Annotated in this window: 24 protein-coding genes; 8 read left to right on the forward strand and 16 right to left on the reverse strand. The window is 68.5% G+C overall.

The window, feature by feature from the left end:
- Window positions 1–30: 30 nt before the first annotated feature.
- From P3F85_RS13425 to P3F85_RS13435, 3 genes are read left to right on the forward strand one after another with little or no spacing between them, the layout of a single operon-like run.
- Window positions 31–390, forward strand: a complete 360-nt coding sequence (locus P3F85_RS13425) for a response regulator (protein ID WP_374008246.1) — start codon at window positions 31–33, stop codon at window positions 388–390.
- Window positions 391–405: 15 nt separating this feature from the next.
- Complete coding sequence (locus P3F85_RS13430; RefSeq protein WP_374008248.1) at window positions 406–1,071, forward strand: LuxR C-terminal-related transcriptional regulator; 666 nt, start codon at window positions 406–408, stop codon at window positions 1,069–1,071.
- A gap of 3 nt (window positions 1,072–1,074) precedes the next feature.
- Complete coding sequence (locus P3F85_RS13435) at window positions 1,075–2,226, forward strand: GAF domain-containing sensor histidine kinase (protein WP_374008250.1); 1,152 nt, start codon at window positions 1,075–1,077, stop codon at window positions 2,224–2,226.
- Window position 2,227: 1 nt separating this feature from the next.
- Here the strand turns inward: P3F85_RS13435 and P3F85_RS13440 are convergent, their stop codons facing one another.
- The 8 genes from P3F85_RS13440 to P3F85_RS13475 form a co-directional block, all read right to left on the reverse strand.
- Window positions 2,228–3,352, reverse strand: a complete 1,125-nt coding sequence (locus P3F85_RS13440) for a hypothetical protein (protein WP_374008252.1) — start codon at window positions 3,350–3,352, stop codon at window positions 2,228–2,230.
- Window positions 3,349–4,101 (reverse strand): sugar phosphate isomerase/epimerase family protein, encoded by a 753-nt coding sequence (locus P3F85_RS13445; RefSeq protein WP_374008254.1) that lies wholly within the window; start codon window positions 4,099–4,101, stop codon window positions 3,349–3,351. The genes P3F85_RS13440 and P3F85_RS13445 overlap by 4 nt, the downstream gene beginning before the upstream one ends.
- A 7-nt stretch (window positions 4,102–4,108) precedes the next feature.
- A complete protein-coding gene (locus P3F85_RS13450; protein ID WP_374008256.1) occupies window positions 4,109–5,146 on the reverse strand; it encodes a LacI family DNA-binding transcriptional regulator in 1,038 nt (345 codons plus the stop codon).
- A gap of 13 nt (window positions 5,147–5,159) precedes the next feature.
- Window positions 5,160–6,734 (reverse strand): sugar ABC transporter ATP-binding protein, encoded by a 1,575-nt coding sequence (locus P3F85_RS13455; RefSeq protein ID WP_374010937.1) that lies wholly within the window; start codon window positions 6,732–6,734, stop codon window positions 5,160–5,162.
- 60 nt (window positions 6,735–6,794) lie between these two features.
- Window positions 6,795–7,814: a sugar ABC transporter permease YjfF gene (locus P3F85_RS13460; RefSeq protein ID WP_374008258.1), complete on the reverse strand. Its 1,020-nt coding sequence runs from the start codon at window positions 7,812–7,814 to the stop codon at window positions 6,795–6,797.
- Window positions 7,811–8,857, reverse strand: a complete 1,047-nt coding sequence (locus tag P3F85_RS13465; RefSeq protein ID WP_374008260.1) for an ABC transporter permease — start codon at window positions 8,855–8,857, stop codon at window positions 7,811–7,813. Before P3F85_RS13465 ends, P3F85_RS13460 begins: the two co-directional genes overlap by 4 nt.
- Window positions 8,854–10,347, reverse strand: a complete 1,494-nt coding sequence (locus P3F85_RS13470) for a sugar ABC transporter ATP-binding protein (RefSeq protein WP_374010938.1) — start codon at window positions 10,345–10,347, stop codon at window positions 8,854–8,856. Before P3F85_RS13470 ends, P3F85_RS13465 begins: the two co-directional genes overlap by 4 nt.
- A gap of 97 nt (window positions 10,348–10,444) precedes the next feature.
- Window positions 10,445–11,413: an ABC transporter substrate-binding protein gene (locus tag P3F85_RS13475; protein WP_374008262.1), complete on the reverse strand. Its 969-nt coding sequence runs from the start codon at window positions 11,411–11,413 to the stop codon at window positions 10,445–10,447.
- 277 nt (window positions 11,414–11,690) lie between these two features.
- Here P3F85_RS13475 and P3F85_RS13480 point away from each other — a divergent pair, with 277 nt between their 5' ends.
- Window positions 11,691–12,344 (forward strand): hypothetical protein, encoded by a 654-nt coding sequence (locus P3F85_RS13480; RefSeq protein WP_374008264.1) that lies wholly within the window; start codon window positions 11,691–11,693, stop codon window positions 12,342–12,344.
- On the opposite strand, the gene P3F85_RS13485 is transcribed toward P3F85_RS13480, so the two are convergent.
- The 3 genes from P3F85_RS13485 to P3F85_RS13495 all read right to left on the reverse strand — a co-directional run bounded on the left by P3F85_RS13485 (window position 12,308) and on the right by P3F85_RS13495 (window position 14,220).
- Window positions 12,308–12,544, reverse strand: a complete 237-nt coding sequence (locus P3F85_RS13485) for a hypothetical protein (protein WP_374008266.1) — start codon at window positions 12,542–12,544, stop codon at window positions 12,308–12,310. The genes P3F85_RS13480 and P3F85_RS13485 overlap by 37 nt on opposite strands.
- 10 nt (window positions 12,545–12,554) lie before the next feature.
- The gene (locus P3F85_RS13490; RefSeq protein WP_374008268.1) at window positions 12,555–13,286 is read right to left on the reverse strand and encodes a DUF4397 domain-containing protein; all 732 of its coding nucleotides are present in this window, start codon (window positions 13,284–13,286) and stop codon (window positions 12,555–12,557) included.
- A 94-nt stretch (window positions 13,287–13,380) separates the two neighbouring features.
- A complete protein-coding gene (locus P3F85_RS13495; RefSeq protein WP_374008270.1) occupies window positions 13,381–14,220 on the reverse strand; it encodes a helix-turn-helix domain-containing protein in 840 nt (279 codons plus the stop codon).
- A gap of 69 nt (window positions 14,221–14,289) precedes the next feature.
- Between P3F85_RS13495 and P3F85_RS13500 the strand changes: the two genes are divergently transcribed.
- The gene (locus P3F85_RS13500; RefSeq protein WP_374008272.1) at window positions 14,290–15,222 is read left to right on the forward strand and encodes a phytanoyl-CoA dioxygenase family protein; all 933 of its coding nucleotides are present in this window, start codon (window positions 14,290–14,292) and stop codon (window positions 15,220–15,222) included.
- Between the two features lie 416 nt (window positions 15,223–15,638).
- On the opposite strand, the gene P3F85_RS13505 is transcribed toward P3F85_RS13500, so the two are convergent.
- From P3F85_RS13505 to P3F85_RS13525, 5 genes are all read right to left on the reverse strand, one after another.
- A complete protein-coding gene (locus tag P3F85_RS13505; protein WP_374008274.1) occupies window positions 15,639–17,801 on the reverse strand; it encodes an alpha-galactosidase in 2,163 nt (720 codons plus the stop codon).
- A 76-nt stretch (window positions 17,802–17,877) separates the two neighbouring features.
- Window positions 17,878–19,212 carry an ABC transporter substrate-binding protein gene (locus P3F85_RS13510; RefSeq protein ID WP_374008275.1) on the reverse strand — a complete coding sequence of 445 codons (1,335 nt, stop codon included), beginning with the start codon at window positions 19,210–19,212 and terminating at the stop codon, window positions 17,878–17,880.
- Between the two features lie 40 nt (window positions 19,213–19,252).
- Window positions 19,253–20,164: a carbohydrate ABC transporter permease gene (locus P3F85_RS13515; RefSeq protein WP_374008277.1), complete on the reverse strand. Its 912-nt coding sequence runs from the start codon at window positions 20,162–20,164 to the stop codon at window positions 19,253–19,255.
- Window positions 20,161–21,087: a carbohydrate ABC transporter permease gene (locus P3F85_RS13520; protein ID WP_374008279.1), complete on the reverse strand. Its 927-nt coding sequence runs from the start codon at window positions 21,085–21,087 to the stop codon at window positions 20,161–20,163. Before P3F85_RS13520 ends, P3F85_RS13515 begins: the two co-directional genes overlap by 4 nt.
- Before the next feature lie 10 nt (window positions 21,088–21,097).
- On the reverse strand, window positions 21,098–23,134 hold the full coding sequence (locus P3F85_RS13525; protein ID WP_374008281.1) for a beta-galactosidase: 2,037 nt from the start codon (window positions 23,132–23,134) through the stop codon (window positions 21,098–21,100).
- Between the two features lie 128 nt (window positions 23,135–23,262).
- On the opposite strand from P3F85_RS13525, the gene P3F85_RS13530 reads away from it, so the two are divergent.
- The 3 genes from P3F85_RS13530 to P3F85_RS13540 all read left to right on the forward strand — a co-directional run bounded on the left by P3F85_RS13530 (window position 23,263) and on the right by P3F85_RS13540 (window position 25,658).
- Window positions 23,263–24,285: a LacI family DNA-binding transcriptional regulator gene (locus P3F85_RS13530; protein ID WP_374008283.1), complete on the forward strand. Its 1,023-nt coding sequence runs from the start codon at window positions 23,263–23,265 to the stop codon at window positions 24,283–24,285.
- 70 nt (window positions 24,286–24,355) lie between these two features.
- Window positions 24,356–24,898: an RNA polymerase sigma factor gene (locus P3F85_RS13535; protein WP_374008285.1), complete on the forward strand. Its 543-nt coding sequence runs from the start codon at window positions 24,356–24,358 to the stop codon at window positions 24,896–24,898.
- Window positions 24,888–25,658, forward strand: coding sequence for an anti-sigma factor (locus P3F85_RS13540; protein ID WP_374008287.1), 771 nt, complete (start codon window positions 24,888–24,890; stop codon window positions 25,656–25,658). The genes P3F85_RS13535 and P3F85_RS13540 overlap by 11 nt, the downstream gene beginning before the upstream one ends.
- The last annotated feature ends 25 nt before the right edge of the window (window positions 25,659–25,683 follow it).

The raw sequence follows: 25,683 nt of genomic DNA on the forward strand, positions 1-25,683 counted from the left end.
GACCGGTCGCCGCGACGCGACGATGTAGCGGTGGCCCTCTCGGTGATGGTGGTAGACGACGATGATCCGTTTCGCGGCCTGGCGCGGCGGATGATGGTCGGCTGCGGGTACCGCACAGAAAGCGAAGCGGCTAATGTGACAGACGCGGTGCTGCGCGCGACGCAGCACATGCCCGATGTCGTGCTGGCGGACATGGGCTTACCCGACGGAGACGGCCTCGAATTGACCCGGCGACTGACTGCCCTCTCTCCCGCAGTGCGGGTCGTCCTCGTGTCTGCCGACAGCGATGCCGCCTCCCAGAACGACGCCCGGGACGCCGGCGCCCTCGCGTTCGTGCCCAAGAGCGACCTCAGTTGCGCCCTTCTGCACTCTCTGCTCGACACGGAATGAAGCGGGAGGGACGCGGTGGGTCGGTCGGTCCGCGTGGCGGTGGGAGAGGATGACGTCCTCCTCCGGCACGGGGTCGTGCGAGTGCTCACCGACGCCGGTCTCGATGTCGTCGCCGAGGCGGGCGACGCACCGGACCTGCTCTCGAAGACGCTGGCCTACCAGCCGGACGTCGCCGTCGTGGACATCGGGCTGCCCCCTCACCACGGGGACGACGGACTGCGCGTGGCCGTCGAGCTCCGGCACCGGTTGCCGGCGATGGGAGTCGTCGTCCTCACTCAGCACGACGAGCCCGAGTACGCGCTCGAACTGATCGGCGGCCGCTTCGACAGCGTGGGCTATCTGCTCAAGGAGCGCGTGGGCGACGTGGACGACTTCTGTTCCGACGTCATCCGCGTCGCGCACGGCGGAAGCGCCCTCGATCCCACCGTCGTCGCGCGCATGATGCAGCCGCGAAGGGTTCCCGAGCAGCTGGCGCTTCTGACGGACCGGGAACGCGCCGTCCTTGCGGCGATGGCCGAGGGACAGTCGAACGCCGGCATCGCCCGTACCCTCCTGATCAGCGTGGCGGCGGTGGAGAAGCACGTCACGTCGATCTTCCGCAAGCTGGGCATCTCCGCCGACGACACCGGTCATCGGCGGGTTCAGGCGGTGCTGCGCTTCTTCTCCACGCAAGGGCGGTAGGACGTGGAGACCTCCGCTGCCGTGCCGACGGACCAGCAGGATGAGCTGCGGCGGCTTCTCCACGAGGAGCAGTCCCTGCGCAACGTCGCCACCCTCCTGGCGACCGCCGGCCCGACGGCGGACATCCTCACCGCGATCTGCCGGGAGGCGTCCGCACAGCTCGACGGCCAGGAGGTGAGCCTGCTCCGGTTCGAGGCTCCGGACACCGTCGTCTGCGTCGCGACCCACGACGGTCCCATCCCTCCCGGAGTCCGCGCCGTCCACTCCCCCGGGTCGCTTCCGGAGCGTGTCGCAACGCTGCGGTCCGCCGTGCGCGTCGACGACTTCACCGGCCACAGCGATGAGGAACTCGTCGCTCCCTTCGGTATCCGAGCCGCCGTCGCCGTTCCCGTCTTCGTGGACGGCGAGGTGTGGGGCATGTTCTCGGCCTCGTCGCAGTCCGGCCCGTTGGCGCCGCACACGGAGGCGCGGCTGGCGGGATTCGCCCAGCTCACCTGGGCGGCGATCGCGAACACGGAGGTCCGCGACAGCCTGAGACGGTCCCGCGCCCGCGTGATCGCGGCGGCCGACGAAGCCCGCCGCCGCCTGCAGCGCGACGTGCACGACGGCGCGCAGCAACGTCTCGTCCACACCATCATCAGCCTGAAGCTGGCCCGCGACCGAGCCGCCGCAGGGCTCGACGTCGCGGACCTGCTCGACGAGGCCCTGGCGAACGCGGAGGAGGCGAATCTGCAGCTCCGGGACATCGTGCGCGGCATCCTGCCCGCGTCGCTCACCCGCGCCGGGCTCGCTGCGGGCATCGAATCCCTTGTCGCCGACGCGCCGATCCCGGTCGAGCTCGACCTCGCCATCCCGCGCCTCCCGGTGTCGACGGAGACGACCGGCTACTTCACCGTGGCGGAGGCGATGACCAACGCTGTCAAGCACGCGCAGGCAACCCGCGTCCGGATCGCCGGCGCCGTCACGGACGTCGGCGACCTCCGCCTTGTGTTCGAGGACGACGGTGTCGGAGGCGCCGATTCGTCGCGGGGAACCGGGCTCACCGGGCTGGCCGACCGGATCGAGGCGGCCGGGGGAACCATCACCGTGGTCAGTCCGCCGGGCGACGGGACACGGCTCGTCGTGCACATCCCGACGGCCGGACCCGTCGCCTGAACTAGCCCTGCGCCTTCTCCTCCAGGACCGGCCCGATGTCGTCCAGCACGAGGGAGGGCACGAATGCCTGATCCTCGTAGAGCGCTTGCAGCACGTGCTCGTCGATGGCCGTGAGCTGCGAACCGGCGAACACGGTGTCGCCGTCGGCCACCGCCCACGCGCTCTGCCAGATCGCCGCCAGGGTGAGCGTCCCATCCACCAGGAGGCCGATCGTCCTCTCGCCCAACCGGCTCCACAGAGCGTCGGTCACCGCCACGGAGTCGTCGCCGGGCTTCGTCGCGACGGCCGCGTACGACATCACCAGGTCGTGGGGAGCGATCGACGTCGCCGACCGATCCATCAGCTCGACGACCCCCACCGCCGCCGCCATGCCCGACGTCACGTCGGAGGGTCGTGCCGCCCCGGCGATGGTCGTGGCGATCCCGTCCACGATCGCGGCCTCGTGCCGGTCCACCATCGTTGACTCGTAGGCGGAGTGCACACCCTTTCCCGTTCCGTCGGGGAGGCCATCGGACAGGTAGGAGCCATGCAAGGGCTGGCAGGCGTCGCCGACGTAGTGGGCCAGGAGACCCGCTGCCGCGACATACCGCGCGAGATCTTTGTCGGTGATGGCTGCGACCATCGCATCGAAGAATTGCCAGACGCGGAACGGGAGGAGTCCCCGCTCGTCCGGCATCGTGTGTCCGAGCCGGGTGTAGTAGTCCTGCCACACCGGCACCGAGACGTTGGCCGGGTCCGCGACGCAGCGTTCCCTCAGCGTTGTGCCGTCGAGCGGCTGGTCGATGTCGGCATAGTGGGTGGGATGCTCGGGACCGGTGCGGAACGCCGTGTCACGGCCGCCCTTCACCGCGGTCGGGAGGTTCTTCCATACGAGGTCGGGGACATCGGCGAGAGGCACGAACACATGGCTCTTCGGGGCGTTCTCCGCCGCGGCGCCCTCGATCGCCGCCCTCCCGGCCGGCACAGTGATCCGGTCGGCGTTGGCCATCAGGAGCGTCTTCAGCGCAGCCGGCTTCACCTGCTCGCACGCGAACGACGCGATCGTGTAATGGCCGGTCTTGCCCCAGTACGGCTGCGGCCTCGTGAAATCGCGGGGAACGTGCCGATCCGCCCTCGAGTGGTTCACGCCGACTCCTCCAGCATCCGCACGAGCCGCTCCCGGCTCCGGATCACCGCATCGAGCGTCGGCCCGCGGAACTCGTCGAGACCGATCACGAGCGGCACACCGGCCGGCGCGAGCGACAGGAAGCCCGGCCAGTCCAGCTCGCCGTCGCCCACCGCCACCTGGTCTTCGTTCGCCCCGGTGAGGGGCCCGTCCTTGAGGTGCATGGCGAGGATCTTGTCGCCGAGCGCCGTCATCGTCGCCGGCACATCCACCCCCGCGATCGTGGCCCAGTAGGGGTCGAACTCGACACCGGCCGACGGGCCGACCCGCTCCATCAGCGCCACGAGGGCCGGACGTCCGTCGACGGCGACGCGGAGATCGTCGTCGTGATTGTGGAACGCCACACGCATCCCCAACGGTGCCGCCAACTCCGCCGCTCGCGCGAGGTCGTCGGCGATGCGCTCGACCCCGTCCGGAGCATGCCAGCGGTCGGCGGGGAACGAAGGATGCATCACCAGCGTCGCCCCCGCCTCTGCCGCTGCATCGATGGTGCGCGGCAGCTCGTCACCCACGAGCTCGCCGTGCACGGTCGGCGTGGTGATGCCGGTGCGGGCGAGGGCGGCGGCCAGCTTCGGGAGGGTCCGCGACACGTGGAACGGCTCGACGTGCTCGAAACCCGCGTCGGCGAGTGCGTCAATGACGGCATCCCAGCCGAGTTCGTCGATCTCCTCCCGGACGCTCCAGAGCTGTACCGAGATCACCTGGTCCATCGCATCCTCACTTCTCCTGGTCCCTCGCCGACGGAGGAGGGGCCGTCGACTCGCGCAGCACCATCCGGGTGGGGATGGGGATCGACTCAGCGACCGCTTCCGGCTCCTCCAGAGCGATCAGGACCTGCTGCATGGTCAGCGCACCCAGCGAGGCGAAGTCCTGGCGGACGGTCGTCAGCGGTGGCACGAGATACCCCGCCTCGGGGATGTCGTCGAAACCGACGACGCTGATGTCCTCCGGTACGCGCAGCCCTCGAGTGCGGAGCGCGGCCATGAGGCCGATAGCCATCTGGTCGTTGCCGGCGAAGACGGCCGTCGTCGAGTCGCAGGCCAGCTGCATCCCGAAGCGATGACCGCTCGCCGCCGACCAATCGCCGTGGCTGAGCTCGGTGGCGACGAGACGAGCGGCCGCCAGCTCGTCGCGCCACCCGCGCACGCGCTCGATCGCATCGGGCGACGTGCTCGGGCCGGCGAGGTGCGCGATGTTCCGATGGCCGAGGCTGACGAGATGACGCACGGCCTCGCGCGCGCCGCGGTATTGGTCGATGGACACGGTCAGCGGTCCGCGATGCTGGCCTGCGGCGACCGCGATGATCGGGACGCCCGCCTCCAGGCTCCGCACCACGTCGAGCAGGGCGACATCCTCCGCGATCAGGACGACCGCCTCCACCCGTTCCCGCAGCAGCGACTCGACCACGCCCTTGATCGAGCCGACGTCCGGCGATACGGACGCCACACCGATGACGCTGTAGCGTGCCTCCCGTGCCGCCTCGCTGAACGTGATGGCGATCGACGACGGGCCGAAGTCGGCGCTCCCCGGAGTGATCAAACCGATCATCCGGGTGCGCCGGGTTACTAGCGCCCGGGCCGCCGGAGACGGGGTGTAGCGGAGCTGCTTGATCGCCTGCTCGACGCGCTGGCGTGTCGCCGGCCGAACCCCCGGCACGTCATTGAGCACGCGCGAGACGGTCTGATGCGAGACGCCCGCGAGCCGCGCGACATCGAAGATGTTGGCCACCTTCGCCGGCCTGTCCTCCACGCTCACCTGTGCGCCCGTCTCATGCCGGTCCGCCGTCTGTCGCCGGAGCGTCGGACCCCGGCTCGTCGGACTCGGGCTCGTCGGACTCGGGGTTCGCGACCAGGGCCAGTAGGGATTCAAAACTCACGTCGTCGGCGTCGACCGTCGCGACGACCTCCCGGTCGCGGAGCACGACGATGCGGTGGCCGACCCGGAGCACCTCCTCGAGCTCGGCGGAGATGAACAGGACTGTCATGCCGGACTCCGCCAACTCGTTCACCAGTCGCTGGATCTCGACCTTCGCACCGACGTCGATACCGCGAGTGGGCTCGTCGAGAGCGAGAATCCGTGGGGAGAGGGCCAGCAGCCGCGCGAGCATGACCTTCTGCTGATTGCCGCCCGAGAGGGTGCCCGCCAGACGTTCCGGATCGGCGGGGCGGATATCGAGGGCCTCGATCCAGCTCGTGGTCAGCTCGTCCTGTCGCGCTCGCGGAATCCGGCGCAGCCAGCCCTTGTCCGCCTGCAGCGCGAGCGTGATGTTCTCGCGAACGGTCAGCTCACCGATGATCCCCTCGAGCTTCCGGTTCTCGGACGAGTACGCGATGCCGGCCCGCAGTCCGTCCCGGGGCCCCGACAGACGCAGCAGCGCTCCGCCGAGCCGGATGCTGCCGCCGTCGGTGGCGTCGATGCCGGAGAGGAGGCGCGCGAGCTCAGTCCGTCCCGAGCCGAGCAGCCCGGCGAGGCCGACGACCTCTCCCTCGTACAGCTCCACGTTCGCCGGCTTCAGCGAGCCGCGCCGCTCGATCCCGCGCGCGGCCAGCACGGGATCGGACCCCGTGACGGCGTAGGAGGTCTCGGGCCGGGCTTCCACGCTCTGCAGCGCGGCGCCCTCGCGGCCGAGCATCTTGTGCACGAGGTCGATCCGCAGCAGTTCGGTGGTGAGGTACTCGCCGACCAGTTCGCCGTTGCGCAGCACGGTCACCCGGTCGCAGATCTCGTACACCTGCTCGAGGAAGTGCGAGACGAAGAGAATGGCGACGCCGCGCGAACGCAGGTCACGGATGACGCGGAACAGCTCCGCGACCTCGTCCTGGTCCAGGCTCGACGTCGGCTCGTCCAGTACCAGCACCTTCAAGTCCGCCGAGACCGCACGGGCGATGGCCACGAGCTGCTGCACGGCGAGCGAATATCCGCCGAGCGGACTCGCCGGATCGATGTCGAGCCCGAGGTCCTCCAGCGCTCCTCGCGCGTCCGACCGCATGCGGGACCAGTCGATCCCGCCCCGGCGACGTGGCTCGCGGCCCAGCATGATGTTCTCGGCGACCGACAGGTTGGGCAGGAGGTCGACCTCCTGATAGACCGTGCGGATTCCCGCCTTCTGCGCCTGTCGCGGGTTCGAGAACGTACGGAGCTCCCCGTCGAACCGAATCGTGCCGGCATCGAGCGGAATGACGCCGGTGATCGCCCGGATCAGCGTCGACTTCCCGGCCCCGTTCTCACCCATCAGGGAATGGACCTCGCCCGGGAACATCCTGAAGTCGACGTTGGAGAGCGCAGCGTCTCCCGCATACCGCACGGACGCCCCGCTGACCTCCACGACAGGGTCGACATGCATCGTCGCCTCGTGCTCCTTGCTCGCCCTGATGACGGAGACCACCCTACTATCGGCCGGTGTTCACTTCCTGCTGGTGCGGGCGACGATGAGGCGCTGGACGACGACGAAGGCTAGCAGGAGGATGCCGATCGTGATGCGCGTCCACGAGGCGTCTGCGCCAAGGAAGGTGATCGACACCTTGATCACGCCGTAGACGAGCACACCGACCAACGATCCGATCACGTAGCCGCTTCCACCGGTGAGCAGCGTTCCGCCGATGACAACGGCCGCGATCGTGTCGAGTTCCGTTCCGATGCCGTTGAGGCTGTAGCCCGCGGCAGTGTAGGACGTGAACAGGAGGCCGGCGACACCGGCGCATGTCCCGCTGATCACGTAGACCAGCACCCGGGTGCGGGCGACGGGCAGACCCATCAGGAGAGCGGACTGCTGGCTGCCGCCGACGGCGTAGACCGTCCGGCCGAAGCGTGTGTAGCCGAGCACCCAGATGGCGACCGCCACGACCAGCATCGCGATGATGACGGTCGGTGTGATGTACCAGCCGCCCGCGCCGAGCTTCGTCGATTGCAGCCACAGCACCGCCGGCTCCTTGACCTGGATCGCCTCGAGACTGACGACGAAGCACAGCCCGCGCGCTAGGAACATCGCTGCCAGCGACGCGATGAACGGCTGCACGTCGAAGTAGTGCACCATGATGCCGATCGTCAGGCCGAAGAGAGCGCCTGCGAGGATCATGACCGGGACGACCAGAGCGGTGGGTGCCCCTGCGGCGAGCATTTTGGCGCCCAGAATGCCGGTGAATGCCATCACCGCGCCGACCGAGAGGTCGATCCCGCCGCTGAGGATGACGAAGGTCATGCCCGCGGCAAGCACGATCAGATAAGCGTTGTCGACGAACAGCGACGAGAGGATGCGCGGAGTGACGAAGACGCCGAAGTAGAGCTGACCGGCGATCAGCATGAGGATCAGGATGGTCACCGCAGCGGCGACCGGCGCCCACGACGCCTTGTTCCTCAGCCGTTGGCGCCAGGTCGGCGTGACGCGGATGGTCCGGGTCGGTTCCAGGACAGGGGTGGCGCTCATGCCGCGCTCCTCTCGGTTTCGGCCGAGCGCGCGGCGATGCGCGGCTGCGGTGGTCGGAGGCGCCCGAGCCATCCTCGGACCCGCTTGGACTGCGAGAGGCACACGATGATCACGACAGCCGCCTTGAAGACGGGCGTCACGGCCGGCGGGACGCCGAGGAAGGTGATCGTCGACGTCAACGTCTGCAGGATGAAGACACCGATGACGGTGCCCGCGAGTGTGAACTTGCCACCGGCCAGGGAGGTTCCGCCCAGGACCACCGCCAAGATCGCGTCGAGTTCGATGTTCAGCCCGGCGTTGTTGGCGTCCGCGGCCATGATGTTGGAGCTGTAGAGGATTCCCGCGATTCCCGCGAGTAGCCCGCTCAGCCCGTACAGGCTCCAGACGATGCCGCGCGAGCGGACGCCCGCCAGTCGGCTGGCGGACGGGTTGATACCGACCGACTCCGTCAGCACGCCGAGGGCGGTCCGGCGCACGAGCAGGCTGATCACGATGATGGCGCCGATCGACACGATGAACGCGAACGGCAGCCCGAACACGTATCCCTGAGAGATGTAGGCGTACGGCGCACTGGTGATGGTCGTGATGAATCCGCCGGTGATCAGCAGAGCGATCCCGCGTCCGGCCAGCATCAGGACCAGGGTCGCGATGATCGGTTGGATGCCCAGCACGGCCACCAGGAATCCGTTCCAGAGACCGAACAGCAGCCCGATCACGACTGCCGTGAGAATCGCCGTGCTGACCGTGCCCAGGCTGTTCGGCGAACCGGAGCCCGAGATGATCGTCAGCGCGACCGCCCCGGAGATCGCCATCTGTGCGCCGACCGACAGATCGATCCCGCGCGTGGCGATGACCAGCGTCATGCCGAGCGCGATCAGCATCAGCGGAGCGCTGTTGCGCAGGATGTCGATCAGCGATCCGTACAGCTCGCCGTCCTTGACGGTGATGCTGAGGAAGCTCGGCCGCGAGATGGTGTTCAGGATGATCAGCGCCAGTAGCGCCCCGATCGGCCACACCAGCCGGTGCTTGAAGATCGTGCTCATGCTGCGCCCTCCTTGGCGATCAGTGCGACGATGTCATCGACATCGACGTGGCTCTCATTGTCGAGTTCGGCGATCTTCTTGCGATCCCTCATGACTACCACCCGCTGCGACAGCCGCACCACTTCGTCCAGCTCGGACGAGATGAAGATGAGGGCCAGGCCCTGCGACGCGAGTTGCACGATGAGCCGCTGGATCTCGGCCTTCGCTCCGATGTCGATGCCGCGAGTCGGCTCGTCGAGGATGAGCAGTTCTGGTTCTGTGGCGAGCCACCGGGCGAGGAGGACCTTCTGCTGATTGCCGCCGGACAGGTTCCGGATCAATGCGTTGGGGTTGGCGGGACGGATCCCGAGCGACTGCATGTATTCGCCGACGATCCGCGTCTGCTCCGCCTTGGGGATACGACGGAGCCATCCGCGCTTGGCCTGCACCCCGAGCACCAGGTTCTCGGCGACGGTGAGGTCGGCGATGATCCCCTCTTCCCGGCGGTCCTCCGACGAGAACGCGATGCGCTGCTCCACGGCGTGCCGCGGACTGGTCAGCCGTGCCGTCGAGCCGCGCACCGAGACACGACCGTGATCCGCGCGGTCGGCTCCGTACACCAGCCGCGCGAGCTCGGTGCGGCCGGAGCCGAGCAACCCTGCGATGCCGACCACTTCGCCGTCGTAGACCTCGAGGTCGAACGGCTCGACCGCACCCTTGCGCCCGAGCAGTGACGCGCGCAGGACCGGTGTCCCCGCGCGGTCGACCTGCCGGTCCGCTGACCGCCCGATGGATTCGAACTCGGCCAGTTCGCGGCCGAGCATGGCCGCGATCAACTCGGTGCGGCCGATCTCGGCGATCGGGTGCTCGCCGATCAGGCGGCCGTTGCGCAGCACCGTGAGGCGGTCCGAGATCTCGTAGATCTGGTCCAGGAAGTGGGAGACGAAGAGGATGGCGACGCCGCGGTCGCGCAGCGCCCGCATCACGCTGAAGAGCTGTTCGACCTCGAAGCGGTCGAGGCTGGAGGTCGGCTCGTCGAGGACGAGCACTTTGCAGTCCACCACCACCGCCCTGCTGATCGCGACCAGCTGCTGCACCGCGAGCGAGTGAGAGGAGAGAGGCGACCGGGGGTCGATCTCCAGTCCCAGCTCGCCGAGGAAGCGGGACGCCTCCTTGTGCGTGGCACGCCAATCCACACCGAGCGGCCCCCGCTTCTCGTTGCCGAGCATCACGTTCTCGCCGACCGAGAGATTGGCGCAGAGGTTGACCTCCTGGTAGACGGTGGCGATTCCCGCCGCCTGCGCGTCCGCCGTTCCGGCGAACGTGCGTGGCTCGCCGTCGACGACGATCCGCCCGCTGTCGATCGGATAGACGCCGGTCAGCGCCTTGATCAGAGTGGACTTCCCCGCGCCGTTCTCGCCCAAGAGGGAGTGGATCTCGCCCGGCCGAAGCGTGAAGTCGACCCGGTCGAGCGCCTTCACCCCCGGGAATGAGATGGAGATGTCTCGCATTTCGACGACGTTGTCGGTCACCTCGTGAACCTTGCTTTCTCGATGGTGAGGGCCACGGGGCAGGCAGGCGCCTGTCCCGTGGCCACCACTCGTCGGATCAGTACTTACGGGTCGGCAGTGCTTCCTTGGCGGCTGCCTGGTCGAAAGCGAGGTCCTTGGCGGTGTAGGCCTTCTCGACCTTCTTGCCGGCGATGACGTCCTTCACCACGGATGCCACCTGCTCACCCAGGAGCGGGTTGCACTCGACGACGTAGTTGAACTCACCGTTGGCGAGCGCGGTCAAACCGTCCTTCGTGCCGTCGATCGTCACGATCTTGATGTCCGTTCCGGGCGTCAGTCCCGCCGCCTTGATCGCATCCAGTGCGCCCAGCCCCATGTCGTCGTTCTGGGCGAACAGGAGGTTGACCTTCTTGCCGTACTTCTGCAGGAAGCCCTCCATCACGGTCTTGCCGTCAGCGCGGGTGAAGTTGCCCGTCTGGGAATCGAGAGTGGTGATGGACGTACCGCCGATGCTCGAAGAGAAGCCCTTGGCCCGGTCGATCGCAGGGGCGGAGCCGGTCGTACCCTCGAGCACGACCATGTTCGTCGGGGTGCTTCCGACCGTCTTGGCCGCCCAGGTGCCCGCGGTCTCGCCTTCTTTCTTGAAGTCGTCCCCGATCCAGCTCGCGTAGAGGCTGGGGTCGGCGTCGATCGTGCGGTCTTCGAGGATCACCGGGATATTGGCATCCTTCGCCTCTTTGAGCACGTCGTCCCAGCCGGTGGTCACGACGGCGGCGATGACGATCGCGTCGACTCCCTGGTTGATGAAGCTGTGCACAGCCGCGATCTGGTTCTCCGGCTTGTTGTCTGCGGCGTTGAAGATCAGCTTGAAGCCGTTCTTCGACGAGAACGCGTCCTTCATGGACTGCGTGTTCGCGGCACGCCAGCCGCTCTCCGATCCTGTCTGGGCGAATCCGACGGTGATCACTTTGTCTCCGCCGCCGCCTCCGGCTCCGCCTGCGGAGCACCCCGTCAGCGCGACAGCCGCCAGTCCGAGCGCCGCGATGGCGCCGATGAGCTTCTTCATTCCAAACCTCCTTGTTCGGGTACCGGACCTGCCGGCAAATCAGTACTGCGGTCCGCCGAGCGGAGCAGGCTGGTGCAATGTTAGCCTTCACATTGCGTCGCGTCACAAGCATGATCGTGTAACGATTGGGTAACGCGGATAGGCCCGGACCGGGTAAAACCGAGGGTCGTGGAGGTCGGCTAGGGAGGAGTCCGGGAACGCGTGTGAGGGATCACATTGCAGTACGACCGGCGGCGGTTTCCGCGGTGCCCGCCGACCGCGCGCCTAGGATGGGCGCGTGCGAGACAGCCGATCGCCGGCGCGCCCGGAGCCGACAGCGCGCGTCACCGACGGGCTCTCCCGGCGGGGGTGGATCGCGCTGGTCGCGTCCACGGTCGCCGTCGCCGCCGTGCTCGTGGGCGTTGCGGCGTTCGCCATCGCGAGTCCGGCAGGGTCGGCCCGAGTGGGCGCATCCGCGGCGCCCCGCACGAAGTCACCCCTGATACCCGAGCTGCAGCCGCGGCCTGCACCACTCGGCGTGCCGCCGCGACCCACCCCCACCCCTCTCGCCAGCGGTCCGGCGCAGCCAGTGGATTCCCTCGCGGCAGGCGACTGCCTCCCGCTGTATTCGTCGCCCTGGGAGGACGCCTATCCCGTCGTCGACTGCGCCGCCCCGCACATCGCGCAGCTCCTCCACCGGGGCACGCTGCCCGAGCCTGCGAGTTCTCCTTTTCCCGGTACGAAGGCGCTGGAGACCCAGGTCACGGACCTCTGCGGCGCGCCAAGCATCCTCGACTGGGACTGGGTGGCCGTCTGGAACGAAGACGTCCAGATCGACCTCCGCTACCCGAGGACCGCTGAGCAGTGGTCCTCGGGCGCGCGGTCTTACTACTGCTTCATCTATACGTACTCACGTCACGAGCTGACCGGTAGCGCCGTCGCCGGCCAGTGACCACGCGGGGTCGCCCCAGTAGGGGCGCGCGCTGCCTCGCGTTCCCGCTCGGCGAGCTGCTCGAAGAAGTGCGCGAGCACCGCCCGTTCCCGGCGGCTCATCCCTCCGGCGGCGGAGACGAGGTCCTCAATCGTGGGCTCGCGCCGTCGATCGGCGACGGGGACGAGCGCAAGCGCGATGTCATCCGGTGTGTGAGGCATGGACTCCCTTTCAGTGACGCAGCATCCACGGGAAGTCGAAGAGACTCCCCTGCCGGAGGGATTGGACGGCGACGGTCAGGTTGCCCGCCGTCGCGCTCCCCCACGCGTAGACGATGGTGTCGGTCTTGGGCTGGACCGGTACGGCTGCGGGCCCGATGACCGGCGCTGTCGTCCCGGCAAGGGCCACCGCGGCGTTCACCGTCCCGGCCGGAAGCACGAGGGCCGCCTGGTTGGGATTGGTCAGACCGCTGATGACCGGCGACCCTCCGGCGAGCACGTCGACGGCGGGGGCAGCGGCGGTGTGGCGCACGATCAGCCTGCCGGTTCCTGGCGGCGTGGTGGAGAGATCGTTGGTGAACACCGTGGCCGTGGGGGCGCCGGACGCGGTGAGATGCGCAGCGACCGTGTAGCTGGTGTTCCGCGCGAAGGTGACGGTCACCGGTCCGATCACCGGGTTCCTGTCATTGCGGGCGTCGGCGGCGGTGATCGCCAGCCGGTAGGTGCCCGACGGGAGCAGGTACGGTCCCGCGAAGCGCCCGGGCTGGAAGTCGTTCAGGACCCGCAGGCCGTTCACGTAGACATCGACCGGCGTCGCCGGGACGCCGTGGAACACCGAGACCTGTGCGATGCCGAACGGCCTCCAGGTCTGCGCGGGCGAAGCATTCGCCGGCGCCGCCACACCGACCAGGGCGAGCACCGCTGCGGCGACCACGCCGATCCGCCACCATTTGGCTCTTTTCATGATGGACCCCTTCGTCTCCGGGGCTCCCCGACGGAGCCCCCCGAAGGTGTTCTGCCGGACCGGGTCGATCGGATGCACGCGCGGCGGAATTCCCTCACCGGGAGGAGCTGTTCGGCAGCCGTCCCCTCCGGTACGCCCCGGGGCTGACGCCGACGACCTGACGGAAGCGCTCATGGAACTGGCTCAGGGAGGCGTAGCCGGACTCGTGCGCGATGGCGGCCACCGTTCGGTCGGACGTGAGCAGCAGTCGTTGCGCTTCGTGGATGCGGCAGCTGTTCAGGTAGTCGCCGATGCTGACCCCGAGCACCCGCTTGAACAGCGCCATCGCGTAGTTCGGATGCAGGTGCACGACGGCAGCGACGTCGGCGACACTGAGCGGCCCGGAGGCATGGGTGCTGATGTGGCGGGCCATCGTGGCAACGCGGCCCGCGCGCGATCCGGCGGCCGATCCGGGCGAACCGGCTTCGTCGGTTCCCTGCACCTGAAGGGCCCGCCGGAGACGCACCTCGATGTCCTGTTCCGCGGTCTCGCGCTCGACGGGCGACCCGGCCAGCTCGGCCTGCCAGAGTCTGAGCGTCCCGGGGTCGAACGTGGAGCTCCGGCACGGCCCGACGATGAGCTCGCGGGTGAGGAGGCGCTGCAGGAACGGCGCGGGGAGGCGCCAGCTCAGCAGCAGGCGGAGCGGGATGGTCAGCCACTGCATCCGGGCCGGCTCCGGCATCAGCAACTGGTGCGGTTGTGCAGCCCAGAACACGGCGAAGGACCCCTCGGGGATGGTGAGTTCGCGCCCCTGGACGATGTAGTGGATCGGCGACGAACTGACGTTGACCTCGAGGTCGTCGTGCGCGTGCGGCGCGGCCATGGCATCGGTGACGCCCTCCCAGGCGGTGAGGCCGAACGATCCCTCATCGATCGTCGGCGGAGCGGAGGACATTACTTTCCCGGCCTTTCTCGATGCTAACCCCGATGTGTATGCGGGTAAATCAGTTCTAGCGTAGCGAGCATGACAACCATTCAGGAAGCACCCGTGACCACTCGCCCGTACCACCTGAGCGCGGAGGAGATCGCCCGGTTCGACGAACAGGGCTACCTCATCCTGCGCGACCGCATCCCCGCCGACCTGCTGGAGCGCCTGCAGAGCGCGGCCGAGCAGTGGATCGAGGAGGGGGCCGCACTTCCCGAGGGGGACGATCGCGCGCAGGACTACCAGTACGCCGACCGGCCCACGGGACGCGTGATGTTCCGCATCGACTACCTCCACAACAAGGACAACGCGACCTCGTTGGAGCTGCTCGGCTCCCCGGCTGTGCTCGGGATCGCGGAGAGCCTCGCCGGCTCGTCGTTCGTGCCCACCTACGAGTCGCTGGTGTTCAAGAAGGCCGGCGACGGCGCCCCGATCAGCTGGCACCAGGATGCCGTGCACCCGCGCACCCACCGCATCTTCAACATCGACGTCTACCTCGACCCGTCACGCACAGGGGAGGGTGCACTGCGGGTAGCCCCCGGATCGCACAAGCAGCCCGTGGATGTCTGCCAGCTGCAGGAGGAGTACGGCTGGGATGCGCCGGGCGTGATCCAGGCGGAGATGAACCCCGGTGACGTCCTGGTGCACGACGTGATGGTCGTGCACGGGTCGGAGGCGGTTCTCGGCAACCGTCTGCGCCGGACCATCTACTACGAGTTCCGCGCAGCGGAGCAGATCCTGACCGAGGGCCCCTGGGACGCCGAATGGGTCGATCGACGTCTCCGGCTGCTCCCGGTCGCCCTGGAGACTCATGCGGCGCGGAACCCTGACGCCGAGCAGTTCCGGTGGAACATCGATGCCGCTCTCGCCCCGCAGCCGGTGGGCGATCACGAGACGGAGCTGAGGATCGCGCACACCGTGCACAGCCCGGGCTCTTACTGCAGCGCCGGAAGCGTCCCGTTCACGTCCTGACCGGTGACGCCCGGGCGCGTGCATCGGGACGGGGCAGGCGAACCGCTTGCCCCGTCCTGGTCGCCCCGATGGGTCAGCCCTCGGCCGGGACCGACCGCGCCTTCAGCACGATGAAGGCTGCGGCAAGGATCGCAAGCGCGATGACACACGACGCGGTGAGCGATGTTACAAGCAGACAGCCGGCCACTGCCGCGGCGACTACTCCCCAGACGCTTATACGCATGAGTACCGCCCGTTCGGCTTGTACGCGGTCAGGGCTCCCGTCTCTCCCGGCGAGGCCGGAACGGTCGGAGTCCACTACCGGGCGGGCAGTGTGCCCTCCGATTACTCAGACGCGGAAGGCACCCGAAAGATGACGCGTGATGACTCATGAAGTGGCGCGAACGAACTCGGACGAACTCGATGCGGCGTGCGCGTCAGCTGACGGCGACCGCCTCGACGAGCCACACGGTGTCGGGATACGAGATCGGCGCCATCACGCCAGCGCGCTCCAGCGCCGCACCGGACAGGACCACCCCGTCGGGGTCGGCGGCCCAGGCGGGGGGCTGAGCCTCACCGCCGGGTGCGCCGAGGGGCAGGAGGCGCACGCGGTAGCGGCGGTCTGCGGACAACCCGCGGAGGGTCACGCGGCCGATCGGCGCGACGTCCGATCGGGCGACGTAGGCCAGCGAGTACAGGGCCCGCTCGCGGTTCGGTGCCACGACACCGGACACGAGCAGCGACGCATCCACCTCGTCCATCCGGACGAGCTCCCCGCCGTGCAGCAGGTCGCGGTTCGCCCTGTGGAACGCGATCCACGCGCCGAGCTCGGCGAGGTCGGCCGCCGTCGCGCGGGTGAGATCCCACTCGATGCCGAGGTGCCCGAACAGAGCGGTGCCCGCGCGGAAGCCGAGTGAATGAGTGCGGTGCGTCGTGTGCGAGCGTTCGGACGCGATGTGCGAGCCGAGCAGTTCTGGCGGCAGCAGCTGCTGCGTCCAGCGCATCATCTCCTGCCGCTCCAGCGGGTCGATGCAGTCGGAGACCCAGACGCGGTCGGTGTGCTCGATCACGCCGAGGTCGACTCGCGCCCCGCCTGAGGAGCAGGACTCGATCTCGAGACCCGGGAAGCGCGCCTTGAGCTCGGCCATCAGGCGGTAGGCCGCCTCCGTCTGGCCATGGACGCCCGGGGCGCCGGAGGGCGCGGTTCCGGCGTCGGTCAGGTCGCGGTTGTGGTCCCACTTGATGTAGGCGATGGCGTTCTCCGACAGCACGTCGACCATCCGGTCGCGGATGTACGCGTACGCCTCCGGGATCCCGAGATTCAGGACCTGCTGGTGTCGTGCCTCGATCGACAGGCGGCCGCCGCCGGGTTGCATGATCCACTCGGGATGCGCGCGGGCCAGATCGGAGTCGAGGTTGACCATCTCCGGTTCGAACCAGAGGCCGAACTCCATTCCGAGCGAGTGCACATGGTCGATCAGCGGCGTCAGCCCCTCCGGCCACACCGTCTCGTCGATATACCAGTCGCCGAGGCCGGCGTGGTCGTCCCGCCGATGCCGGAACCAGCCGTCGTCGAGCACGAAGCGCTCGACCCCGATGGATGCGGCGCGATCGGCGAGCGCCACCAGCTTCGCGAAGTCGTGGTCGAAGTAGACCGCCTCCCAGACATTCAGTGTCACCGGGCGCGGGCGGCGGGGATGCTGCGGCCGGGACCGGAGGTGCCGGTGCAGGCGATGCGCCTGGTCGTCGAGCCCGCGGCCGTAGACGCCGAAGACCCACGGCGTGCGGTACCGGTCGCCGGTGCCGAGCACGATCTCCCCGGGGAGCAGCAGCTCGCCTCCGCCGATCACCTGCTCACCGCTGGAGAGGCGCTCGGCGTAGTGGCGGTGGTTGCCACTGAATCCGACGTGGACCCCCCACACCTCGCCGCCGGCGAATCCGAAGCCGGGTTCGCCCACGGTCAGCAGTGTCGCCGCGTCCGGTCCGGTGCGGCCGCGGCGCCCTTCGCGCAGGTGGGTCCCCACGGTGAGCGGGGCGCGCTGAGGTGTGCGCTCCTTTGCCCAGCGGCCGGCGAAGTCGAGCACTTCCCTCGCCCGGGGCGGTACGGGGAAGGCGAGGGACAGCTCCTCGAGCCTGTACGTCGGGCCGAGGTTGGTCAGCGTCGCCGAGGCCCGGAGCACTCCAGCGGCGCTGAGTTCGATCGCCAGCTCGAGCTCCACTTCGGCGACGTCGTCCCGTGCGACGATCCCGACGTCTCCCCCGCCCTGCAGGGTGGCGAGTCCGTCGACGGCCTCCACCCCGGTCCGCACGTCGGTGACGACGAACCGCGGCGACCAGGACTGTCCGTCGCGGCTGCCGGCCAGCCCGGGGCGGCCCAGCCAGCCGGTGTGCTGCTCGGGGAGGACCGCCAGGCGAACGGCCTCGTCGGGCGAACTCGGTGCGACGGGACGCTGATCGGTCACGACGATGTCGCGCGCTTCTGTCGCAGTGACGGCGCCGAGCGCCTCGCCCCAGTGGACGATGGACGGGAGCCGTCCGCCGCTCAGATCGAGCAGCACGCTCACTCCGCCGGCACTGACGTGGATCAGTTCGGGTCGCATGGATTCCCTTTCGACCGTCGCACAGGGAACGCGGGCGCCGAGGAGGTCCCCGGCGCCCGCGCTTCGAGCGATGAGATTACTTGTTGACCGGGATGGACTGAGCCTTCAGAGCCTCGATCGTCTTCTGCTGACCCGTCTTCAGGGCGTCGAGCAGGGTCCCGTTACCGCCCAGGGCTGCGCCGAAGCCGTCCGAGACATCGGTGTAGGTCTGCGTCATGGTCGGGCCCCAGGTGAAGTCGGGGTCGACCTCGCTGGAGGCCTGCTTGAACACGTCGTAGATCTTCTGGTCGCCGTAGAACGGCTGACCGCTCGTGAACGCGGGGAGGTCGGCTCCGGCCTTCGCGGCCGGGTAGAGGCCGCCCAGCTTGTTCTCCAGGGCCAGCGCCTCCGGGTCGGTGTTCAGCCACATGGCGAACTTGGCGGCCTCGTACGGGTGCTTGGAACCCTTCAGCACCGCGGTGGACGAGCCACCCCAGTCGCCCGCCTTGTTGTCGCCGGCCGACCACTGCGGCATCGGGGCGACCGCCCACTTGCCCGCGGTGTTGGGTGCACCGGTCTCGAGGGTGGAGGCACCCCACACGGCGGAGATCCAGGTCCACTGCTGGCCGTCGTCGAAGGACTTGTTCCAGTCGTCCGAGAAGGAGGCGAGCTTCGACACCTGGCCGGCATCGATCAGCTTCTGCCAGTAGTTCGCGACCTGGGTCGACTTGTCATCCGTCAGGTTGACCGTCCACTTGTTGCCGTCGTTCTTGAACCACTGACCGCCCGCCTGCCACACCATGCCCGCGAACCAGTTGACGTCGGTCTTCGGGAAGTTGGTGATGTACGAGCCCTTCTCCTTGATCAGGGCGGCGTCCTTGGCGTACTCGTCCCAGGTGGTCGGGACGGGGATGCCCGCGGCCTGGAAGAGATCCTTGCGGTAGAACATCGCGATCGGGCCGGTGTCCTGCGGAACCGCGTACACCGCGTTGTCCTCGCCGAACGTGACCTGGTTCCAGGTCCAGTCGACGAAGTCGTCCTTCGCGTCGGCGACCGGCTTGCAGTCGGCGATGTTCACCAGGCCGTCCTGCACCCGGAAGTTCGGAAGAGCGTCGTACTCGACCTGCCCGAGGTCGGGTGCGTTACCCGCCTTGATCTGGTTGAAGAAGTTCTGGTACGTGCCCGCGTTGCCCGAAGGACCGGTCGTGAACTTGACCTGGATGTTCGGGTTCTTCTGGTTCCACAGGTCGACGACCTTCTCCATCCCGGGTACCCAGGTGGTGAACGAGAGGTTGACCTTTCCGGAGGACGGCTTGCAGTCGCCGCCGGCCGCGGTTCCGCTGCCGGTGGAGCTCTGACCGCTGCAGGCGGTCAGCGCGAGAGCTGCGGTGAGGCCGACAGCAGCGGCGACCATCCGAGTCCGTGCTTTCATCATGTGTCCTTTGTTGTGTGTGGGATGAGGTGGGATGTGGTTACTTGACGCTTCCCGCGGCCAGACCACCGGACCAGAACCGTTGCAGGCTCAGGAACGCGATGATCAGCGGGACAATCGACACGAACGCTCCGATGATCACCAGTGATCGGAGTTCCGGCGCTTGGCCGATTGCGCTGTTCCAGGCGTAGAGACCGAGGGTCACCGGGAACAGGGTTTGATCCCGCAGCATGATCAGCGGCAGGAAGAAGTTGTTCCAGATCGCGACGAACTGGAACAGGAACATGGTCACCAGCGCGGGCGACATGAGGCGGACCGACACCGTGAAGAACGTGCGGAGCTCCCCGGACCCGTCGAGCCGTGCCGCTTCGAGCAACTCGTCCGGGACGCTGGCGGCGGCGAAGATCCGGGCCAAGTAGACGCCGAACGGGCTCACGATACTGGGCAGGAACACCGACCAGTAGGTGTTGGTCAGTTGCACTTGCGAGAAGATGAGGAACAGCGGCAGGGCGAGGGCGGTCGCCGGGACGAGCACCCCGGCGAGGACTCCGTTGAAGAGCGCCTCCCGGCCGCGGAACCGGTACTTCGCCAGCGCGTAGCCGCACATCGCCGCCACGAGCGTTCCGAGGAAGGCACCGACGCCCGCGTACAGGACGCTGTTGATCAGCCAGTGCACGTAGACGCCGGAGTCGTACGTGAACAGGGTGCCGAGGTTGCCGACGAAGGTCGTGAAGCCGTTCGGAGTGAACCAGAGCGCCGCCGTGGAGGTGAATTCGCCTCGCGTCTTCGTGGAGGAGACCAGCAGCCACCAGATCGGGATGAGGAAGTAGAAGGTGAAGACGGCCATCACGAGCATTGCGCCGGAGCGCGAGACGACGCTTTCGCGACCGGCCTTCCGGGGGGCGGCGTCGCCGCGCTTGATGCGCCGGGTGGCGGCGGTGATCGTGGTCATGCGAATGCCCTCCGTTGGGTCAGCTTGAGGAACACGAACGACAGCAGGAAGGTGAACAGGGCCAGCACGACCGACATCGCCGCCGCGAGGCTGTAGTTCGGGATCGACGCCGTCGTGTAGACCGCGAGGTTCGGCGTGTACGTGCTGTTGATGGCCGTGCTGAAGGTGCGCAGGGTCTGCGGTTCTGCCAGCAGCTGGAGCGTGCCGATGATCGAGAACACGGCGGTGAGGATGATCGCCGGCATGACCAGCGGGATCTTGATCCGAACGGCGACCTGCCAGTTGTTGGCCCCGTCCAGCGTCGCCGCCTCGTAGATCTCCTGCGGGATCGCGAGGAGCGAGGAGTAGATGATGAGCATGTTGTAGCCGACGTAGACCCAGGTGACGATGTTGGCGATCGACCACAGCACCAGGTCCGCACCGAGGAAGTTGACGTTCTGCGTCAGCGCCGTGAACGGCGACAGCGACGGCGAGTACAGGAAGCCCCACATGATCGCGGCGATCACGCCCGGGACCGCGTACGGTGCGAAGAACGCGAGCCGGAAGAACTTCTTTCCGCGGAGCAGCGGCGAGTCCAGCAGCAGTGCGAACACCAGCGCCAGCAGCAGCATGACCGGCACCTGGACGACGCCGAAGATCAGGACCCGGCCGACCGATGTCCAGAACGCGGTGTCCTGGAACACCTGGATGTACTGCGTGAGGCCGCCGAACACCTGCGTCGCGGGACCGAAGGTGCCCTGGCGCTCGACGGTGAGGAGCGACTGGTAGACCGCGTACGCGATCGGCACGGCGTAGAAGAGCAGGTACAGGATCCCGAACGGCGCGACGAAGACGAGGATCGCCCGCCGCAGCGTGCGCCCGCGCCTGCGGGCCGGTGCGGCCGGTGTCGCCCGGGTGGTGGTGGATGGTGACGTCGTTGTCATCGGAGTGTCCTCAGCTCTCGGTACGTCGGGTTCGGACCACGCGCACCCCACCGGCGGGGATCTCCAGCGACGTGACCGGGGTGTCGGTGATCAGTTCGTGGCCGGCGATGGCGCGGGTGTGCGGCAGGCGCGTGTGGTTGATGAAGAAGCGGTAGTCCGCATCCGGGCCCCGCCGGAGCACCGACTCGACTCCGGTACTGGCATCGACCGTGCTCACGCCCGCGGCGTTCGCAGCCTGTTCCAGGAGTTCGCGCAGCGGCTGGGGGTCCAGCGCGGTCGCGATGTACCAGGCGGTGCCGGCGCCGAAGCGGTTGACTGTGACGGCAGCCTCACCCGGTAGGGGTCCGTCGAGGAAGCCGGCGACCCGGCGGCTGGTCGTCGTCTGGATGCGCTCGGTCCACAGCGTGGCCGTCGCGCCGGAGTCCAGATTCACCACGGCGTCGTGCGGGAGCGGGAAGAACTCGTCGGTCCGGACTCCGAGAAGCTCGGTGAACGCACCCGGGTATCCCCCCAGGCGGACCCGGTCGTTCTCGTCGACCACGCCCGAGAAGAAGGTGACGACAGCAGTGCCGCCGGCCGCGACGTAGTCGCTGATCACAGCCGCTTCGGCATCCCGGACCAGGTAGAGCACGGGGACGACCACCAGCCGGTACCCGGAGAGGTCAGCTCCCGGCGCCACCATGTCCACCGTGATCCCGGCCTCCCAGAGCGCCCGGTACACCTGGTGCACCTGTTCGAGGTAGCGGACCTCCTCGGACGGATGCGAGTCGAGATCGGTCGCCCACCAGGCCTCCCAGCTGAAGATCACCGCGACCTCGGCGACGACTTCGCTGCCGAGCACCTCGTGGATCGACTGCAGCGCACGGGAGAGCTCGAGCACTTCGCGCCACTTGTGGCTGTCCGTGCCGGCGTGCGGCAGGAGTGCGGAGTGGAACTTCTCGGTGCCTTGGGCCGACGCGCGCCACTGGAAGAAGCAGATTCCGTCGGCGCCCCGGGCGACGTGCGCGAAGGTGTTGCGGAGTAGCTCGCCCGGCTGCTTCGCGATGTTGCGCGGCTGCCAGTTCACGGCGCCGGTGGACTGCTCCATGAGGAGCCATGGGTGCCCCGCCGCGAGTCCCCGTGTGGCGTCGGCCGCGAACGAGAGCTCCTGGTGCGGCACCGGGAGGCGGTGGTCGAGGTAGTGGTCGTTGGCCACGACATCGACGTACGGCGTCCACTGCCAGTAGTCCTGCGTCCGGATGTGCGAGGTGACCATGAAGTTCGTCGTCACGGGCACGTCGGACAGCCGACGCAGCACGCGCTCTTCGACCCGGTAGCACTCGAGGACCTCGTCGGACGAGAAACGGGAGAAGTCGAGCGCCTGCGCGGGGTTGCCGGAGGAGAGAGTGCGGCGCGGGGGGAGGACCTCCTCCCAGGCGCCGTACTGCTGGCTCCAGAAGGCCGTCCCCCACGCTTCGTTCAGGGCCTGGAGGGTGCCGTACCTGCGCTTCAGCCACTCCCGGAACGCCGTCGCGGAGACGTCGCAGTAGCAGAGGGCGTTGTGGCATCCCAGCTCGTTCGAGACGTGCCAGAGCCGTACCGCCGGGTGCGATCCGTAGCGCGTCGCCACCTCGGCGGCGAGTCGCTCCGCCGCCGCCCGGAAGACCGGCGAACTCGGGCAGTACGCCTGGCGTCCACCGGGCCAGGCGCGCAGGCCGTCCTGCGACATGGGCAGGATCTCCGGGTGGAGGGCGCTCAGCCACGGGGGCGGCGAGGCGGTGCCCGTTCCGAGATTCACTCCGATGCCCGCGCCGTGCAGGAGATCGATGATCTCGTCGAGGGCGGTGAAGTCGAACACTCCGGGCCGCGGCTCGATCTGCGCCCAGCCGAACACGTTGATGGCGACGAGGTTCACGCCCGACTTGACCATGAGGCGGACGTCTTCCTCCCAGACCGACCGGTCCCACTGCTCGGGGTTGTAGTCGCAGCCGAAGACGAACCGGCTCGCATGTTCGCCGGCCTCCGCCGTCAACCCCGCCAGCGCGGGACTGACCGTGTTCGTCGCCACATCGACCTCCTCGTCGCACTACGTCTGTGAACGTTCCCAGACCGCTTTGGGGTCAACATGCCGAAACTGTCTGGGAACGTGCACAGACTAAGCAAGCGCAGGCATCGGTGTCAAGCTATGGTTTGGGCATGGCACATGACGCTGCTCGGCCGAGACAGGCGACCATCCATGATGTGGCCGCCGCCGCCGGGCTCTCCCGGGGCACCGTCTCGCGCGTGATCAATGGCGAGCCGTACGTCTCCCCCGCTGCGAAAGCAGCGGTCGAATCCGCGATCGTCCAGGTGGGCTATGTGCCGAATACGGCCGCACGCAACCTGAAGACCCGGCGCTCGAACGCCGTCGCTCTCATCGTCCACGAGCCCCACTCGCTGTTCCTCGAAGATCCGAACATCGGGGCGATCCTGCTGGGTACCAACACCGTCCTCTCCGCGGCCGACTATCAGCTGGTGACGCTGATCATCGACTCGGACCGCGACAGCGACCGCGTCGCGGACTACCTGGGAGGCGGCTTCGTCGACGGCGTCATCATCATCTCCGCTCGCGCCGAGGACCCGATCGGCCGCGCGGTCGCGGGAATGGGCATCCCGGCCGTCTTCGTCGGCCGACCGCCGGGGATCGACGACATCGCCTACGTGGGTATCGACAACGTCAGCGCGGCGCACGCGATCACCGAGCGCCTCGTCGGCACCGGCCGCACGCGCATCGGGATGATCGCGAGTGCGCTCGACCGCGACTCCGGCCGCGACCGGCTCGGCGGGTTCCGCGCCGCGCTCGGCGATCGCTTCGACCCCGGCCTGGTGGTCGAGTACCCGCTGTACAGCTACGACAGCGGTCTCGACGGGATGCGCGAACTGCTCCGGCGCGCGCCCGACATCGACGGTGTCTTCGCCGCCTCCGATGCGATCGCCGCCGGGGCGCTCGAGGTCCTGCGATCCTCCGGACGGAAGGTGCCGGAGGACGTGGGCGTCGTCGGGTTCGACGACAGCGCGTGGGCGCTGCGCTGCCAGCCCGCCCTGTCCACCGTCCGGCAGCCCGCCCTGACGCTCGGTCGGGCAGCGGCCCAGCGGGTTCTGGACCAGATCGCCGGCTCCGACGAGGAACGCTCGGGGACCATCCTGGAGACCGAGATCGCCTGGCGCGAGTCGGCCTGACCGCTCGCCCACGATGTGAACCGGATGTGAGAATGTGGCGGCGCCGCGTCACCAGAGCCATGATGGCTGCGTGGATGACACCGAGCGCTCCCTGATCACCGGGCTTCACGCCGGTGATGTGAGCGCCGTCGAGGGCTTGTACCAACGCTGGGGGCGACTGGTCTACACGCTCGCCCTCCGATCCCTCGGCAACGTCGCGGACGCCGAGGACGTGACGCAGCAGGTGTTCGTCGCAGCGTGGCAGGGACGGAACAATTTCGATCCGGAGCGGGCGCGACTGAGCACCTGGCTGATGGCGATCACGCGCCACAAGATCGTGGACGCGTACGAGGCCCGGGCCAAGCGCCAGCGCGAACTCGAGGCGCTCATGGAGAGCGTCTATCTGCAGTCGATGAGCTGGACGGACGACATCGCCGACAGCGTCGCCATGAGCCAGGAACTCGATCGGCTGGATCCGGTGGCCCAGCAGATCATGCGACTCGCGTTCTACGACCGGCTGACCCACACCCAGATCGCGGCCAAACTGGACCTGCCCCTGGGCACCGTCAAGAGTCACATCCGACGTAGCCTGCTGAGGCTGCGCGCACGGCTGGAGGACGCGGATGACGCATAGCGACCCCGACGTCCTCGCCATGCTCGCCCTCGGCGACACCGACGTGGGCGATGCCGACCTGGACCACGTGATGACCTGTCCCGAGTGCCGGACGGAACTCGAGCGCCTGACCCGGGTCACCCGCGTCGCCCGCGAGAACGGGCCGGTCGACTTCGCGCTGCACGAGCCGTCGCCGCAGGTCTGGGAGCGCATCCGGGCCCAGCTGACGATGGACCCGTCCCCGGCCATCGACGCCGCCACCGCACCGCAGAGTCCCCCCGCCATCAGGGAGACAGCGGCTCACCCTTCGCGGGTCCGCCGCCGCCGCCGGTGGCCCGTCGTGGTCTCCGCGGTCGCGGTCCTCGCCGTGGCGGCGGTCCTGGCCCTGATCGTCGTCATCCGCCCGGCCGCCCAGCCCCAGGTGCAGGCGCAGGTACAGGCCCAGGCGACCCTCGCCGGCCTGCCGACCTGGTCGACGTCGGCCGGCACCGCCACGATGGAACGTGAGCCGGACGGCTCGACCGTGCTCGCGGTGAAGCTCTCGTCGCCGGCGGTCCACTCCGGAAGCACCGACTATCGCGAGGTCTGGCTCATGAACACCGAGCTCACGAAGTCGATCAGCGTCGGGCTGCTCGACGGCGGCAACGGGCGCTTCGTGATGCCGCCGAACATCGCCGCCGCCGACTACCCGGTGGTGGACATCTCGCAGCAGCCGCTGAACGGCGACCCGGCGCACTCCGGCAACAGCATCGTCCGTGGCACGCTCGAGCCCACCGGCTGACCAGAGGCTGCTCCTGGACGCGGAG

The sequence above is a fragment of the Leifsonia sp. T36S-04 genome, assembly GCF_042465655.1.
In the GTDB taxonomy this organism is placed as follows: Bacteria; Actinomycetota; Actinomycetes; order Actinomycetales; family Microbacteriaceae; genus Leifsonia.